Here is a 15,838-nt window from a genome sequence, read left to right as displayed (position 1 = left end):
ACTCAGCTCTCCTTTACAGTCTGACGTGGGTCAGTCGTCCCTTTCCATACTTCGCGCCGAATGTAGTCGGTGTAGGAAATGAGGATGCGGACAACTTTGTCGGAAACGTTTGGCATGCTGTAGTCATTGACGAGTCGAGGCTGTGGTTGTTCCATCAAGATGGAGAGACCTTGCAAAATCCGCTCTTTCTGTAGCCCAACCATGAGCACCGCTCCTTCTTCCATCGCTTCGGGACGTTCATGTGCCTCGCGGATGTTCAGACCTCGTAAACCGAGAATCGACGATTCTTCACTGATTGTGCCACTGTCGCTTAATACTGCTCTTGCGTGAAGTTGCAGATGATTGTAGTCGATGAATCCAAGCGGTTTTAACAGGCGGACAAGCGGATGGAACGTAACGTTCAACTCGTTGATGCGTTTCATCGTTCGAGGATGAGTGCTGACGATGACCGGTAACTCGTACTGGGCCGCGATCGCGTTTAAGCTATCGACGAGTGCTAGGAACTGCTTATCAGAATTGACGTTTTCTTCACGATGGGCCGAGACGAGGAAATAGTGCTCAGATGTCAATTCGAGACGTTCTAACACATCAGACTGTTCAATCGCTTCTCGTTTTGAAGCGAGCACTTCGTACATCGGACTTCCCGTCTTAATGATTCGTTCCGCCGGTAATCCCTCACGAAGCAAATATTCTCGGGCGATATCGCTATACGTCAAATTCACATCAGCAGTATGGTCGACGATTTTACGATTTATCTCTTCGGGAACGCGTTGGTCGAAACAACGGTTACCTGCCTCCATATGAAAAATTGGAATCTTCCGGCGTTTGGCCGCAATCGCACAAAGACACGAATTCGTATCACCGAGAATCAAGACGGCGTCCGGACGCTCCATTTCGAGCACTGGGTCGACTTGAATTAAGATGTTACCAATCGTCTCGACCGGGGTCCCTGTGGCGGCGTTTAAGAAGTGGTCTGGTTTACGTAAGCAAAAGTCGTTGAAGAACACCTCATTCAACTCGTAATCATAATTTTGACCGGTGTGAACGAGAACATGATCAATCGCTTCGGACTGTTCAAGTTTGTGGATGACGGCCGACAATCTGATGATTTCAGGACGCGTTCCGACGATGGTCATCACTTTCAGACGTTTCATTTTGCACCTCCATGAAAGTTGTATCCGGGCTGGCTGCATCGAACGCTTCATTCACCCACATGACCGTCACAAGGTCCGTTGTGCCGACATTCTCAATGTGGTGCGTATAGCCGACCGGAATGTCGACGACGCGCATCATATCTCCGCTGACATGATAACTAATTACTTCATCTGTCCCGATTTTTCGGAATCGAATGACGGCATCCCCACTGACGACCAAAAATTTCTCGTTTTTCGTATGGTGCCAGTGATTCCCTTTCGTGATGCCCGGCTTGGCGACGTTAATCGAAACTTGACCTCGATCAGGTGTGCGAAGAAACTCGGTGAAGGAGCCCCGCTTATCCTCGTGCATCGTCAAGTCATAAGCGAAATCATCGACCGGTAAATAACTGAGATACGTGCTGTACAACCGTTTTGTGAACGTGTCCTCGAGCTGAGGTACGGCTAACGTCTTCCGGCTTTCTCGAAACGAGACGAGCAACTCGGCAATGTGGCCGAGAGAGACTGGTGAATGCGTCGGAACTTCCCGAAACGGTGCCTCTTGCTCGACGAACGTGTCAAGTAGCGATACGAGCGAAGCGATAACGTCATCGATGTAGGCAAGTTCCATCAAACGCTCCGGTTCATGAATGTCGAGCGGTAGATGGCGTGCCACACGATCACAAAAGGTTGCGACGACACTGTTATAGCCGGGCCGCCCCCACTTGCCGAACAAGTTCGGGAAACGATACAAATGAATCCGACGACCCGTCGTCAACTGCTCACGCATCAATAGCTCTTCCGCCATTCGTTTGCTGTTCCCGTATGGGTTGTCCCGTGTCGCTTGAATTGAAGATGCGAACATGATCGGGGCTAAGTTCTCTGCCTTCGTCAACATAGCAACAAGTCGTTTCGTGAACGTGACGTTCCCTTCGATGAACTCCGCTTCTCGTTCCGTTCGATTGACACCGGCTAGATGATAGACGAAATTTGCCTCTTCACAATATGCCGCAAGTACGTCCGGTGGCGTGTCTCTTGTGCAACACAGCAACGTATGTCCGGTACCTTCTAGTGTCGCCACTAAATTCTTCCCGACGAAGCCGTTCGCTCCAGTAATCAGAATGTTCATGACACCTTCACCCAGCTCGCGAGTTCTTCACGGATGTACGGTAGTGTCAACAACAACTGTTTCACTTGCTCGACGTTTAACTGTTCGGTGTTGGCCGAGTTGTACTCTCCCTCGACCGTCAATTGTTTACTTCCTTCGTTAAAGTATTTGTCGTAGTTCAAGTCACGCGTGTCGGCCGGGACCCGATAAAATCCGCCCATGTCTTCGGCGACGACGTTCTCTTCTCGTGTTAATAACGTCTCATACGCTTTCTCACCATGCCGTGTACCGATGACTTTAATCGGGTTAGAGGCATGGAAGAGCTCGAGGAGCGCTTGAGCGAGGACCCCAATCGTTGAAGCGGGTGATTTTTGGACCATGATGTCACCAGCATGCGCATGGTTAAAGGCGAAGACGACAAGCTCGACCGCGTCTTCTAAGCTCATCAAGAAGCGGGTCATGAATGGATCCGTGACGGTGAGGGGTTCCCCTCGTTTGATTTGTTCGACAAAGAGCGGGATGACCGAGCCGCGTGAGGCCATCACGTTCCCATAACGCGTGCCGCAAATGAGTGTCTGATTCGGTGCGACTGCTTTCGCCTTCGCGACGAACACTTTCTCCATCATCGCTTTCGAGATGCCCATCGCATTGATTGGATATGCCGCTTTATCGGTGGAGAGGCAAATCACTTTATTCACATGTTGTTCGATTGCCGCATTGAGCACGTTGTCTGTGCCGAGCACGTTCGTCTTGACCGCTTCGAGCGGGAAGAACTCACAAGACGGGACTTGCTTCAGCGCCGCAGCGTGGAAGACGTAGTCGACGCCATACATGGCGTTTCGTACGCTATTGATATCACGGACGTCCCCGATATAAAACTTGAGCTTGTCATCGTGATACAGTTTGCGCATATCATCTTGCTTTTTTTCATCTCGGGAGAAGATGCGAATTTCTTTAATGTCCGTTTTGAGGAAGCGTTGCATCACGGCGTTGCCGAAGGATCCCGTTCCCCCTGTGATGAGTAACGTTTTATCTTTGAACATGGCCAATTCTCTCCTTTTCATGATGTCTTCAAGTTACGTAAGGTGATGGATGAACGAATTGGAATTCTAAAAGACAAATGATGATACTACGGTGATACCCGACTCTTTTGAAAATAGGAAGGATATGTGTATCATTTTTTTGAAAGATGGTCGATTCCACTTTTACCGGTGAATGGAAAAGACACCCTTTAGGATGTCTTTGAAACGCGCCGTATAACACCGAGGACTAACTGCTTCTCGCTCTCCCGGAACGTGAAGAGCCATAAGAACGTCCCATACATGATACCGATGATGAGCGCTTTTACTAAAAACGCGACGAGTGAGTCGACGGGAAAGTACGTCTGCATCAAGGTGCCGACAATCGCCAAGAAGAGCAAGGCTGGTGCAATTTTCAAATGACAGGCAAAGAAGAAGCGCCACATGTTTAAGTTCAATACTTTCATGTACACGACATTCATAAAGACGACCGTCCCCACCACGTTTCCGACCAAGATGGCAACGGCTGCGCCAACCGCTCCATATTGGGGCGATAAGATGAGGGATAAGATGACACTCACCGTTGCGACGAGGAGAGAGGCGAACGCCCGAAATTTGATTTGATTGACGGCGATGAGCGTCGTATACGCAATCTCTTGCGTCAACGTAATCAAACCGGGTGCAATCAATAGAAGGGCGATGAGATAAGACGTTTTAAACGACTCGCCGACCCAAAGCCGAATAAACTCTTGCCCCATCGTCATGAACCCGACGATAATCAATCCAACGATAAAGAGTTGAATCCGACCGACCCGTATGAGCAAATCCTCAAGCGCATCATGTCGGTTGTTCGTCGTCATACGCGTCACTTTCGGAAGGAAAAGCGATCCGATGGCCGACGCAATTGTCCAGACGTATCCTTCGATCACCATCCCAATCGAGAATAAAGCAATCGAAGCGCTCCCGGCGACCGCCCCGAGAATCGTCGGTGTGATGTTTAAGATGAATCGTTGAGCCAAGGCGATAATCGTCGTCCAGGATGAGAAGGAGAAGATATCTCGATACATGGCACGACTTTGATAGAGCCATTCGACGACGGTGTCCGTCTTCCGGAACAAGTAGAGCCCCTTTCCGACGATGATGGCAAGACCAACAATCGCATTCACGAAGACAAGTGCATAAAGCCCAAACCCAAGTAAGAGGGCCCCAACCATTAACAGCACGGTCAATACCTTCTCCGACAAGTTAAACCAGTTCAAGATGACGAAGCGTTCATTGGCGACAAAAATCCCGTTGAACGGTTTCGTCGGGAACAAGACGACGATATAAAATCCGACCATGATGTAAAGGACTTTCAGGGTGTCGATTTCCGCTGGTGACAGGCTCGCATAAATGCTCTCAATCATGACGTAGACGCCAATCAAGACGCACGCAATCAATCCGGCGATACCTAGGAACAACTTGAACGCGACACCGAGAAATTTGGCCGCCCCGTCTCGATCACCGAGAGCATAATACTTCGATAAGAAGCGAGACACGGCCGCCTCGAGCCCGAAATCGAGTGCGAACATACTGACGAGCGAAATGGAGAGCATGTATAAGCCATAGCTTGCCTGACCAATCTCAGCAATCATCCATGGGGTGTAAAGAAGTCCAGCTAAGACGTTAAATCCGATGGCGACATAGGACATCAACGCACCAATTTTGATTTGACGAGAACTCTTTGCCTCATCGACCTCGATTTGAACTTTGGTCGCCACGTGACTCCCCTCCCTCTTTTTTATTGCCAAAAGAATTGATATACCGGCTGATAACGTGCGAACAACAGCATGAGCATCGTGATAGCCGTGTAATAGACGAGCAGTCGTTCGCGCTGATCAAAGGAACGAATCAGTTCAGGGATGAGGAGCATGATGAAAATCGAGAAGTATTGGACGATTCGCATCATCGATGGATTAATGAACGTGAGAGGCAAGAAACAGAGGGCTAAGAGCAACGCGTTCAAATAATGTGTCACGTTCGGGTTGGCGGCAATCATTTGTTCACGTCGCCAAATCGCGACACCTGTAATAACGAGTAGCATGAGCGAGAAGTTAAGTGTGCCCGCTCCAGCGTAATATTCATACTCCTCATACCCGCTAATCGTCCGAAACAATTCGAACAGTTGAATCCGGAACACGAACAAGAAAGGGATGAGAGCACCCATAAACAGGAGATAACGCGTCGTAATTGTTTTGGTCGCCAAGAAGTAAAACGGAATGAACACGAGTGCCGATTTATGGATTGTCGCAGCAAGGAGTACAATCGCAAGGAATGGCCAAAAGCGGCGCTGTTGAATGAAGTAATAGCCAATCAAGACGGCGATGGCCGTCGCTAACGTTTGTCGGATGCCGGTAATCGCGAAGAACGCATAGAACAAGGTCGAGAAGATGATGAAGCTAAGTAATGGCTCAGTCGAGTTTCGATAAATCCAAATGCCAAACGGGACGAGGAATAAGACGGCGACAATGAGGAGATACCATTGGTAGTTATCTGTCACGATTTGGGTCGTTTTTTGCAAGATGTAGTAACCAGGATCGCGACCTTCCGCCTCCCCGAATAAAATTGCCATGAAATGATCGCCCAGACGATTCCACGAGATGGCTTTCGTCTCGTCAAACATCCATTTGTATTGCAACGTGTCCGCCCCAACACTGACGTGGCGAAAACCCGATAGGACAATCCATTGTAGCGTGGCGATGCTGACGAATAACGCTTTGCCATGGCGAATCCCATCATCGCGTAATAGGAGAAACGCCCAGGCGATGAGTAGCATCATATTGATTAAGTAAATCACCATACGATCTCCTCCTCTCTACGTTTAACGATACCGAAGATTCATAACCCCCCGGTAAGCGGTAATGAGTCGATGATAGATATCTGATGAGACACGCCAACGGGACTGTTCCATTTTCGACACGTAGCGCGTTCCGTGAAAACGAACGAACAACTCTTCTTGTGCCGAACGGTCTGTCGAGCGATAAAGGGCTCGGAACGTGGTCCGAAGGTGATGACGGGACGGATTTTCCTCACTAGTCAATCGGGTCAGCAATCGTTCAAAGAAGCGTGCTGTTTCAACCGGTGCTAGTTCGGCAATCCGTTTCGTTTGCTGTTTGGCATGGACGCGAGATAAGACGTGCTGCTCGGTCGTGACAAAGAACATATAGCCGGCGAGCGTCATATCTACCCAGCACATCCAATCTTGGATGTAGCGATACGTCGTCGGGAACCCACCGACGTTTTCGAGTGCTTGACGGGGAATGAGGAGCGCGCACCCACTTAGACACGACTCAAGCAAAAGATGATCAAACATCTCCACACTTGTGAAAGCTCCTTTCACGCGTTTCCTTGGCCGATGAATCGGACGTCCTTCTCCATCAATCAATCCGGTCCCACACGATAAGATGGTCGTAGAAGCACAATCCCCGAGTCGTTCGATATGACCGACTTGAGTCGCAATCTTCTCCGGTAAATAGAGATCATCATGGCTGAGCCACGAGAACCAGTCTCCGTTCATTTCACGAATCCCCAGGTTGAGGGCGGTCGACACCCCGCCGTTCGGTTTCTCGAAGTAGCGGATTCGGTCTCCAAATCGTTTTGCAATCGCTGCCGTCACCCCACCATCGGTCGATCCATCGTTGATGACGAGCACTTCCACGCGGTCATACGTTTGGGCGAGCGCGCTATGAATCGTTTCTTCTAAATAGTCTGATCCGTTATAGACGGGAATGATGATGGAGACGAGTGGACGCGCCATTGTGAATCCCTTCCTTTCATTTCCTGAAGTTGCGTATAGACGTTCAAATAATCGCTCACCCGATCCAGCATGGAAAACGTTCCGTGCGCATGGGCGACACATGCCTCACGAAACGCCTCACCGCCGGCTTGACGAATCGATGTCACCGCCTGGACTAAAGCATCGAGATCGTGTGGGGTGACGACACGACCACAGCGGTCCGGGACGAGCTCTGGGTTGGCAGTTGCGTCATAGACGATGGCAGGTGTCCCAGAGGCGAGTGCTTCTACGGTCACTTTTCCAAACGACTCTTCTTCGGATAAGTTCAAGAAGACGTCGGCGAGTGCGTAGTAGGTGGCGAGTTCCTCGACGTCTGAAGTCGCAGGAATGACGTGTACATTACTAGGCAAGGATCGGTTCGGCATCGCCCCGACGAGGAGAACGCGATCATCTGGCAAGCGTCTCGCGAGGTCAATCCAGTCCGCTAACCCTTTCGAATCATCCCACGAACTTGCGACACCTAATAGGACGAACGTATTCTCTATCCCTATCTCTTTACGTGTCGGCCGTGTGTCGCGAGGATGGAACACGTCCGGGTCGACCCAATTATAAATACGACGTAAAATCATGGCGCGCTGTAAGAAGGAGAATCTCGCCTCGATGGTGATCCAATCTGAAACTCCGATGACGGCAAGACGGGGGATCGCCTCGAACCAACGTTTTTTGTCTCGCCACATTTCGGCCGTTCGGTCAAAAAACCAACTCGGGTTGTCTTCCTTCAGTTGCGGGCATGAACCGCATCCCTCGAGCCAGCGATCGCAACCTGCCTGTGTGTAGTGCATGCATTTCCCGGTATAAAACCAACAGTCGTGGAGCGTCAACACAGTCGGTATATCGTGGACCGCTAACCACGTAAGCAACGTTTCTAGGTGAAGGTAGTTTGAATGTAGATTGTGTAAATGCACGACGTCTGGCTCATAACTTTCCATAAACCGGATGAGGTCCTCCGTTGCTGTTTTAGAGAAATATCCTTGTTTTCCGCTCAACCGAGAAAGGAGGGCGTGCCGTTTTTGATCGGCGTGTGAACCAATCCGATATCCCAATACAGTGTCCGGTCCTGTCGCATAGGCGACGAGACTCTCATGTCCTTGGCTCCGTGCTACCTCGGACATCTCTTTACAGATTCGGCCAGTACTCTTCTGTTCATGAATCGCATTAATGTGCAAGATTCGCATCCCTCACCCCCTCCTTTCCTCATCACCCATGGGTGTAACTATAATAAGAATCGGTACTTGTCCGCTCACGTCGGTTCATGACGAGGCCGAGAACGTTCGCACCAGACAAAACAAGCTGTTCTTTCGCCTGTAACACGAGATCACGGTTTGAGTTGTCACAGCTGACGACGAGAATCGTGCCGTCCGCCTCGCTCGCAAGGAGCCGACTGTCAGCTACTTGCATGAGCGGTGGCGCATCTAAGATGACGAGGTCATACAAGTCTTTCACATCATTTAACAGTTGTCGCATCATCGGTGAAGCCAATAGTTCGGACGGATTCGGTGGAATCGGTCCGGCTGACAAAACATGAAGCTTCGGCACTTGACTCGTCTGAATCGCCCGTTCCACGGAGGAGCGTTTGGCCAGCACCGTCGATAACCCTTGCGTGCCCATCAGTTGAAACGTTTGATGAATCGTCGGTTTACGCATATCGCAATCCATTAATAAAACACGCTTACCGAGTTGGGCGTAGACAATGGCGAGGTTCGATGCCGTCGTCGATTTACCTTCTCCAGGAGAAGCGGACGTCACAACAATCGTCTTTAATTCCGCTCCAAGCGCCGTAAATTGCAGATTTGTCCGAATGGTCCGATACTGTTCGGCGATTGGTGACTTCGGATTCGTCAGCGTAATCAAATGGCGTTCGGTGTCACGAAGACTGTCGGGTTTCTTTGGTAGGTGGAACATGCGGCTCATCTCCTTCCGGTGGGATGGTTGAATCTTTTTTTGGCTTTACCACTTTCGGTTTCATATCCCGTTTCTCAATGACCGGGACCGATCCGATGACCGGGAGCGATAACAATTGCATCGCCTCTGTCTCGTTATGAATCCGTTTATCGAACGTGAATCGGACAAGTGCGAGTGCGCCCCCGATGACAAATCCGGCGATGATTCCGAGTGCCGTATTGATGACGACGTTCGGTGAGACCGGACCTTCCGGCACTTGTGCCTCTGACAAAATCCGAACGTTATCGATATTCATCAACTCGGGAATTTCGGTGGCGAACACGTTTGTGATGACGTTAGCGATTTCGGCGGCTACCGCTGCATCTGAGTACTCGACGACGATATTGATGACTTGGGAGTCCTCTTCGCTCTCGACGAGTAAGATTTCACTGATGTCAGCTGGGGCTTCCGGCACCCGTTCTTGCACTTCGTTTAAAATGGCCGGACTGCGCATGATGACACGATAGGTGTTAATTAAAGATAAAGAAGATGAAATTTGAGCACTGTCGACCACATTTGTACCGGCTTCCTGTTTCGGAACGATGAGAATTTGTGTTGATGCCTCGTACGTTGGTTCTACAATCGATTGGCTCACATAATAGGCGGCGCCACCACCTATTAAAACGGTTAATGCAATCAGCCATTTGCTTTTTTTGAAAATGTCGAAAATCTCCGTCAATAACATCGTTTGACTTTTCACGTGTTAACCCTCCTTCAAATGAACCAGTATCCCCGAACGTTTAGCGAGGCGGTCTAGCTCTGTTCTTTCTTCTTACCCCGGCCAGTGTGCGAATCTGAAAGATATAACGACCATTTTTTCATGAACTATCATGTCGCCTTGAATTGACCGAACTCTGAGTAGATACGTCGCATCTCTTCTTTCGAACGATTGACATCAAACGCTTTAACTACCTCACTATTGTGAAGACCCATTTGATGAGACAAGTCGAAATCCCGTTGCATCGTTCGGATTGCCTTAGCGAAGCCTAAGATGTCAATCGGCGCCCGTTTGTAGCCGGTGACCCCTTCAATCGAATAATCGTTGATGCCGTGGACGTTTGATGTGATCAAAGGCAGCCCGGCTGCCATCGCTTCAAGCGCGGCCATCCCTAATCCCTCACGTTTTGACGGAAAAACAAAGCAATCCGCCGCTTTCATCACTTCAATGACATCATCCCGATAACCGAGTAATTGAACTTGGCCACTCAGACCGAGCTCACGAATCAAGTGCTCGAGCTGCGCTCGATAGTTCCCCGTACCGGCAATCCAATACCGAAGCGTCGGTTCCTGTAAGGCGGCAATCGCCCGAATGATGGTTTCATGGTTTTTATTCTCATTCAGCTCGCCGACAGACAATAAGACAAAGTCGGTATCCGTATCGACCCCAAGTGCTCGACGTTTCGCTTGACGGTCAATCGTCACCGCCTCGATTCGTTTCGTATCGACCCCGATACCTGGGATGCGATATGTGTGGGACGTCTTGAACGACTGGGCCCGTTCATAATCTTCTTCATTGATTGTAATGATTGTGTCTGTGAAGCGGGCGAGTGTCCGTTCAATCGGGTAATACAGCATCCAATTGAGTGAGGGGCTGCCTTTAAAGAAGTGGAACCCGTGTGCTGTATACATGCAGGGCGTATGGGTCTGTCTTGAAACGAGGCGGCCGATCACACCGCCAATCGGGGAATGGCAGTGAATAAAGTCGTAGCGTTGTTTCGTCATGATCGTTTTCAACTGTTGGTAGGCACGAACATGTCCGTTCATCTTCTTAATGTCACGTTCAAAATCGATTTGAAAGAGCGTCACGCCTTGTCGAGTTAAATCGCGTCGAATGTTTTCAATTTTTTCGTTTGAATACATGCTGCCCCATTCAAAATTCGTCGCAACGTGGACGTCATAGCCCATCTCTTGGAGTAAGCGAATGTTGTCACGATTGAAGCTTTCAATCATCGACACGACCGAAGCCACCATCAGCATCCGTTTCATCATCCATCCCTCCCTTACACGCGACGGCGCATGAAATCGACGCCACGCAATAAGAAGATGAGGGGTAACGTCTGTTCATGTTTACAGAGCGCAAAAAACGTCTTCCATTTCAAATCGAGATGGGACAAATCGAACTGGGCATAGGCACGTCGATAGTCGTCTTGCTGTAGCACATCACGGAGCGCTTTCGCCTGAGCCCACACGGATTTAGAAGATGCCAACTCGTTCAATCCGATTCCAATCATGCTGAGCGCGATTCGATTCGATAACGCCTGGCGATATTCCTCATCCAACTCGTGTCGTTCGATATAGTCCATCATGAAATGGAAGAAGTTGAGGCGCGACGCGACGAGGTCTTGTTTGTACACGGTCGATTCCGAGTTCATGTTCGTCTTCCGATAGTGATAGACAGGATAATCGACATAGACGAACCGTTTACATTTCTCGAGGACATGGATTTGAAAATATAAGTCGACGAACGTCCCGTGCGGTCCCCCTATCGGTACCCCTTCAAGTAGTGACCGGCGATAGAGCGTGATACAGTTTGAATTAAGGGCATCAATCGTTTCCGGATGCGCCAGCTCCTCGCCGATGAGTCCAAATAGGCGACGATGCACGTAACGTCTTGTCTCCACCTCATCGAATGACAAATAGTTCGTCGGAAAGATTTGTTTCGGTAATGCCCGATTCCCGTACTCTCGGACATATGTGCCCATGACCGCGTCGGCTTCTTCTCGGTCCGCATGCTCGACGAGCACTCGAATCGCTTCGAGGTCGAGCCAATCGTCACTGTCGATGAACATGACATATTTTCCGTTGGCCATATCGAGCCCACGCGCCCGACACGCTGTACAACCGCGATTGAGTTGATCGACGACTTGAACACGCGGGTCGTTAACGTACGTCATCGCAATATCTAGGCTATTGTCTGTGCTTCCGTCATTGATACAGATAATCTCAAGGTGTGGGTATGTCTGATGAACGAGGCTATCGAGGCATTGATGCAAGTACGTGCTCGTGTTGTAAATCGGAACGATTAAGCTAACGAGCGTCGTTAAGTTGGCCATCGGGTTCACTCCTTCTTGGATGTCGCGTCATGATGTAGGAAATCCGTTAATTCTATCCTCGTTCTTCCCGGAACGATTTCGTCGTAACTCCCAATTCGAATGAGTCATAGATATTTTTTTCGTGAAATATAAAAACAAGTCGACCTGGAAGGTCAACTTGTCGTTTGCCGTGTTAGATTACGTAAAATGGTCCGAAAGAGCCGTCTGTTTACGCGATCGGATACATACGAATTATGTGGGGTGAGTTGAACGGCGGGATGGGTCCAAAACGGATGATTGCGGGGTAACGGTTCTGTCTCAAAGACGTCTAGCGCCGCACCCGCCACTTTTTTCGTCTCAAGTGCATATAGGAGGGCGGTTTCATCGACTATGGCACCACGCGCTACGTTCAACAAAATTGCGCCTTCTTTTACTCGTTCGAACCGGGTCTTATCGAATAAGTAATGGGTCTGTTCCGTCAATGGTAAGGCGATTACAATAACATCACTTCGCTCGAGCACGTCGTCAAGTCGATCAAACTGGACGTACTCGTCAACGAACGGCACATCGCGCGCTCTTCGGCCGACACCAATTACATACATGCCGAACGCGCGGAGTCGAGTTGCGACCGCCTCACCGACATGGCCGACACCGAGAACGGTGACGGTCCGGTCCGTCAATTCAATCAAACGACGTTGTTTTTCCCACCGTTTTTCCTGCTGTTGCGCGCGGAAGACGGGGCCACGCTTGTAAAAGTCGAGCAACTGCCAGACGACCCATTCCGCCATCGGGACCGCATACGCGTCACCGGCGTTATGGAGCTCGATTTGCCTCGCTTTTAATCGTTCGACCGGGACACGATCCAGTCCCGCACTCACGACTTGAACGAACCGAAGATGAGGAAAATCGTCCACGTCTCGATAAAGAAACAGATTGTTGCAGATGATGCCCTCTATCTCCGAGACATCATACGTGGCGACGTCTTCCTCACGCTCTAACAGATGAAGCGTCACGCCGGTTCGTTCAATCTGTTGACGTTCTTCCTCACTAAAACGAAACGCAGTACACAATACGTTCATGACAACATTCCTTTCCCTGCCTGGAGATTCGTGACGACGGTTTGGACATCGGCCACCAATTGGAGCCGATTTTGTTCGAGCCAATCGGCCGTCGCGACGGCGAGCTGTTGTTCATACGCCCTAATTCTCCATACCCCTTCTTGAAACAATTGAGCCTCGGTTTCACTGACCGTCCGATGCGCACCAATATGGCAAAAGCTTCGGGACAAGATGGCAAGCGTCGATCCGAGCCGAACGTGCTCTCCCAAAATACGCTCAGCCGGAACGTTCCCTTCCCCGATTCGACCAATCCCACCAAAACCGAATTCGATTGGCGTTCGTGCAATCATCGAGGTGATTTGTTCAATCAAGCCGTCTGCGAGCGGCTCAAAGAGGAATGTCTGTCCGTAACTTAGATGAAGGTCGTTCAAACCGATATGAATGTAATGAATTTCAGATAGACCGAGTACGTCTGGCATGCAGGCTACCGCTTCTTTCGTCTCACACAATAGGCACACTTTGACGCGACCCGCGACGATTTGGAGGAACGTTTCGACTTCTTTCACGGTCTTATAATAAGGGAGCATGATGATGTCCGCGCCACGTTGAATGACATCGTCAATCTCTTCGCGGGACATTTCATGAATCGGGTTAACCCGTACGAGGAGTGACGCGGATTGGAGTGCTGCGCGGACGAGGCTGACGTCTTCCCGTGCATGACGCGAGATGACTGTATCGAGGTGACCTTGTCGCTCGACTTTTCCGAGGAGCTCTAAGTCGACAAAGATCCAGTCGACTCCTTGTTGTTCGGCGAGGACGGCAATTTTTGGTTGATTGGTAATATACATGAGCTTCAGCGGCATGCATGCCCACTCCCCTCTTTCGATAACTACGATGAAAAAATAGCCAGATCAAACGACAATCAAACAGCCGAATTAAGAATCTTTTTGCAACGTTCCGGTGTCTTTTCAAAAGCTCATCCATACGTATTCAGTAACAGGAATTCTGTTTAAAATCTCGAATAGCGGTAATAGACAGACATGAAAAGAGAGGCCGTCATAGGAATGAGGGATGGAAATGGAAGACATCGTATTATTTGGAGCAGGTGGTCATACGAAAGTAGTCATCGACATCGTCGAACAAATGGAGCGTCATCACATCATCGGCATTTACGACGACCGGCCCGAATTGATGGGAACAACCTATTTTGGTTATCCTGTCCTCGGACCGATTCGCTCAGACTACGCCGTTAACCGTGGCATTATTGGCATCGGAAATAACGATAGCCGGGCCCTCGTGTCTCGGATCATTCTTGAACAAGCACCTGAGTTCGAGTTCGTGCATGCTATTCACCCAAGCGCATGCATCGGGCGAGACGTCACAATCGGAGCGGGGGCTGTGGTGATGGCAGGTGCGGTCATCAACCCGAGTACAACCATCGGTCCGCACTGTATCATCAATACGATGGCGTCCGTTGATCACGATTGTCGAGTCGACGCTTTCGCATCCGTCGGACCCGGAACCCATCTCGGGGGTAACGTACACGTCATGGGCCACTCGTTTGTCGGTATCGGTGCGACCGTCATTCATCAAGTCACCATCGGATCAGAGAGCGTCATCGGTGCCGGTGCGACTGTCGTCCATGACATTCCAAATAACGTCATCGCAATCGGATCGCCTGCTAAACCGATTCGAACGCGCGAGACGAACGAAAAATTTTTGTAAGAAAAAACATCAGGTGTCCCTGATGTTTTTTCACGTCATCTGTTTGTCGAGGAACGCTTCCACGTACGGTAAACTCGTTTCGATGTAAGCATACGCCTCTGCCGTTTGAAGCACGTAATTCATGAAGTTGACGCGGCGGGCAATCATGAACAGCTCTAACGTGTCATCGGTGACGCTTGGAAGCGGACGAACGCGCCCGTACCCTTCAAAGAAGAGCTGTTTCACATGATTGAAGTCGAAGCGGTCGTCATAGCGGTAATAGTATAAGGCGATGGCGATATCGTGGACCGGGAGGCCGTATAAGCAGTCCTCAAAGTCAATCACGTGCATCTTCTCCCCGTCCACTAACACGTTCCATGGGTTCAAGTCCCCGTGAAGCAGTCTCAGCTCTGCGTCCGCTCCCGAATAAAACGAACGCAGCCGCTCGTTTAAGCATGGGACGACTGTATGCATCACGCCTAAAAACGAATCGGGCATCGCCAGCTCCGTCTTATCGTAAAGGATTACTTCATCTGGAAAATAAAAGACGGTGTCCCAACGCGGAAGCGTGTTCGCCGCCTTCACCGGATGACGTGCCGTCACCTCATGTAAGCGCGCCGTGACTTCACCGAGTTGGCGAAACCGCTCGTCTGTCTCCCGCTCGTCGAGCACATCCCCTTCAAGCCACGTGTACACCATCGCTTGAATCACCCGGTTCTTGCCAATCGTAAAGGTTTGAATTCTGCTCCCGTCTTTTGCTTCGTAAATGCTCGGTACTTCGACATGCCCGTCTTCACGAATGTGATGTAATACGTGCGTTTCCATGTCGACAGTCGTCGCTGTTTTCCATCCTTCCGGATAGAGCTTGAGCAAATAGCGGACACCGTTTTGATTTGACACCGTGTAGAGCCAGTTCGTCTCTTCTGCCAGAAACGTCAACGTCGAGACGTCGAGGTCATAGCGGCGGGAAGTTTGAACCGCTAGACGGTCCCATAACTCCTTTTCCAT

15 protein-coding genes are annotated in these 15,838 nt (G+C 50.1%); 1 reads left to right on the top strand and 14 read right to left on the bottom strand.

Annotated elements, in window-relative coordinates; translation table 11 throughout:
• Positions 1–2: 2 nt before the first annotated feature.
• The 13 genes from wecB to KNP92_RS02115 form a co-directional block, all read right to left on the bottom strand.
• Positions 3–1,154, bottom strand: coding sequence for a non-hydrolyzing UDP-N-acetylglucosamine 2-epimerase (gene wecB / locus KNP92_RS02175; protein ID WP_214836341.1), 1,152 nt, complete (start codon positions 1,152–1,154; stop codon positions 3–5).
• Positions 1,111–2,262: a polysaccharide biosynthesis C-terminal domain-containing protein gene (locus KNP92_RS02170; protein ID WP_214836338.1), complete on the bottom strand. Its 1,152-nt coding sequence runs from the start codon at positions 2,260–2,262 to the stop codon at positions 1,111–1,113. The genes wecB and KNP92_RS02170 overlap by 44 nt, the downstream gene beginning before the upstream one ends.
• A complete protein-coding gene (locus KNP92_RS02165) occupies positions 2,259–3,284 on the bottom strand; it encodes a polysaccharide biosynthesis protein (RefSeq protein ID WP_214836335.1) in 1,026 nt (341 codons plus the stop codon). Before KNP92_RS02165 ends, KNP92_RS02170 begins: the two co-directional genes overlap by 4 nt.
• 188 nt (positions 3,285–3,472) lie before the next feature.
• Positions 3,473–5,020, bottom strand: a complete 1,548-nt coding sequence (locus KNP92_RS02160) for an oligosaccharide flippase family protein (protein WP_260563988.1) — start codon at positions 5,018–5,020, stop codon at positions 3,473–3,475.
• Positions 5,021–5,040: 20 nt separating this feature from the next.
• Positions 5,041–6,099 carry an EpsG family protein gene (locus tag KNP92_RS02155; RefSeq protein ID WP_214836332.1) on the bottom strand — a complete coding sequence of 353 codons (1,059 nt, stop codon included), beginning with the start codon at positions 6,097–6,099 and terminating at the stop codon, positions 5,041–5,043.
• A gap of 21 nt (positions 6,100–6,120) precedes the next feature.
• Positions 6,121–7,056 carry a glycosyltransferase family 2 protein gene (locus tag KNP92_RS02150; protein WP_214836329.1) on the bottom strand — a complete coding sequence of 312 codons (936 nt, stop codon included), beginning with the start codon at positions 7,054–7,056 and terminating at the stop codon, positions 6,121–6,123.
• Positions 6,999–8,270, bottom strand: a complete 1,272-nt coding sequence (locus KNP92_RS02145; RefSeq protein WP_214836326.1) for a glycosyltransferase — start codon at positions 8,268–8,270, stop codon at positions 6,999–7,001. The genes KNP92_RS02150 and KNP92_RS02145 overlap by 58 nt, the downstream gene beginning before the upstream one ends.
• Before the next feature lie 22 nt (positions 8,271–8,292).
• A complete protein-coding gene (locus KNP92_RS02140) occupies positions 8,293–8,997 on the bottom strand; it encodes a CpsD/CapB family tyrosine-protein kinase (RefSeq protein WP_214836324.1) in 705 nt (234 codons plus the stop codon).
• Positions 8,960–9,736, bottom strand: a complete 777-nt coding sequence (locus KNP92_RS02135) for a YveK family protein (RefSeq protein ID WP_214836321.1) — start codon at positions 9,734–9,736, stop codon at positions 8,960–8,962. Before KNP92_RS02135 ends, KNP92_RS02140 begins: the two co-directional genes overlap by 38 nt.
• Positions 9,737–9,864: 128 nt before the next feature.
• Positions 9,865–11,022, bottom strand: a complete 1,158-nt coding sequence (locus tag KNP92_RS02130) for a glycosyltransferase family 4 protein (protein ID WP_214836305.1) — start codon at positions 11,020–11,022, stop codon at positions 9,865–9,867.
• Between the two features lie 14 nt (positions 11,023–11,036).
• Positions 11,037–12,089, bottom strand: a complete 1,053-nt coding sequence (locus KNP92_RS02125) for a glycosyltransferase family 2 protein (protein ID WP_214836302.1) — start codon at positions 12,087–12,089, stop codon at positions 11,037–11,039.
• Positions 12,090–12,241: 152 nt separating this feature from the next.
• Entirely contained in the window at positions 12,242–13,147 is a 906-nt protein-coding gene (locus KNP92_RS02120) for an NAD(P)-dependent oxidoreductase (RefSeq protein WP_214836298.1), read from the bottom strand.
• Positions 13,144–13,974, bottom strand: coding sequence for an aldolase/citrate lyase family protein (locus KNP92_RS02115; RefSeq protein ID WP_214836295.1), 831 nt, complete (start codon positions 13,972–13,974; stop codon positions 13,144–13,146). The genes KNP92_RS02120 and KNP92_RS02115 overlap by 4 nt, the downstream gene beginning before the upstream one ends.
• 229 nt (positions 13,975–14,203) lie before the next feature.
• Here KNP92_RS02115 and KNP92_RS02110 point away from each other — a divergent pair, with 229 nt between their 5' ends.
• Positions 14,204–14,851, top strand: coding sequence for an acetyltransferase (locus KNP92_RS02110; protein WP_214836292.1), 648 nt, complete (start codon positions 14,204–14,206; stop codon positions 14,849–14,851).
• A 30-nt stretch (positions 14,852–14,881) separates the two neighbouring features.
• Here the strand turns inward: KNP92_RS02110 and KNP92_RS02105 are convergent, their stop codons facing one another.
• A complete protein-coding gene (locus tag KNP92_RS02105; protein ID WP_214836289.1) occupies positions 14,882–15,838 on the bottom strand; it encodes a phosphotransferase enzyme family protein in 957 nt (318 codons plus the stop codon).

Origin of the sequence: Exiguobacterium sp. s122 (assembly GCF_018618475.1) — a bacterium.
In the GTDB taxonomy this organism is placed as follows: domain Bacteria; phylum Bacillota; class Bacilli; order Exiguobacteriales; family Exiguobacteriaceae; genus Exiguobacterium; species Exiguobacterium himgiriensis.
The sequence above is the reverse complement of the archived record's forward strand: the minus strand, read 5'-3'. Positions and strand labels throughout refer to the sequence as shown.

Coding starts and splice junctions, on each gene's coding strand:
- wecB (WP_214836341.1), bottom strand. CDS start 1,154: ATGAAACGTCTGAAAGTGATGACCATCGTCGGAACGCGTCCTGAAATC.
- KNP92_RS02170 (WP_214836338.1), bottom strand. CDS start 2,262: ATGAACATTCTGATTACTGGAGCGAACGGCTTCGTCGGGAAGAATTTA.
- KNP92_RS02165 (WP_214836335.1), bottom strand. CDS start 3,284: ATGTTCAAAGATAAAACGTTACTCATCACAGGGGGAACGGGATCCTTC.
- KNP92_RS02155 (WP_214836332.1), bottom strand. CDS start 6,099: ATGGTGATTTACTTAATCAATATGATGCTACTCATCGCCTGGGCGTTT.
- KNP92_RS02150 (WP_214836329.1), bottom strand. CDS start 7,056: ATGGCGCGTCCACTCGTCTCCATCATCATTCCCGTCTATAACGGATCA.
- KNP92_RS02145 (WP_214836326.1), bottom strand. CDS start 8,270: ATGCGAATCTTGCACATTAATGCGATTCATGAACAGAAGAGTACTGGC.
- KNP92_RS02140 (WP_214836324.1), bottom strand. CDS start 8,997: ATGTTCCACCTACCAAAGAAACCCGACAGTCTTCGTGACACCGAACGC.
- KNP92_RS02130 (WP_214836305.1), bottom strand. CDS start 11,022: ATGAAACGGATGCTGATGGTGGCTTCGGTCGTGTCGATGATTGAAAGC.
- KNP92_RS02125 (WP_214836302.1), bottom strand. CDS start 12,089: ATGGCCAACTTAACGACGCTCGTTAGCTTAATCGTTCCGATTTACAAC.
- KNP92_RS02120 (WP_214836298.1), bottom strand. CDS start 13,147: ATGAACGTATTGTGTACTGCGTTTCGTTTTAGTGAGGAAGAACGTCAA.
- KNP92_RS02115 (WP_214836295.1), bottom strand. CDS start 13,974: ATGTATATTACCAATCAACCAAAAATTGCCGTCCTCGCCGAACAACAA.
- KNP92_RS02110 (WP_214836292.1), top strand. CDS start 14,204: ATGGAAGACATCGTATTATTTGGAGCAGGTGGTCATACGAAAGTAGTC.
- KNP92_RS02105 (WP_214836289.1), bottom strand. CDS start 15,838: ATGGAAAAGGAGTTATGGGACCGTCTAGCGGTTCAAACTTCCCGCCGC.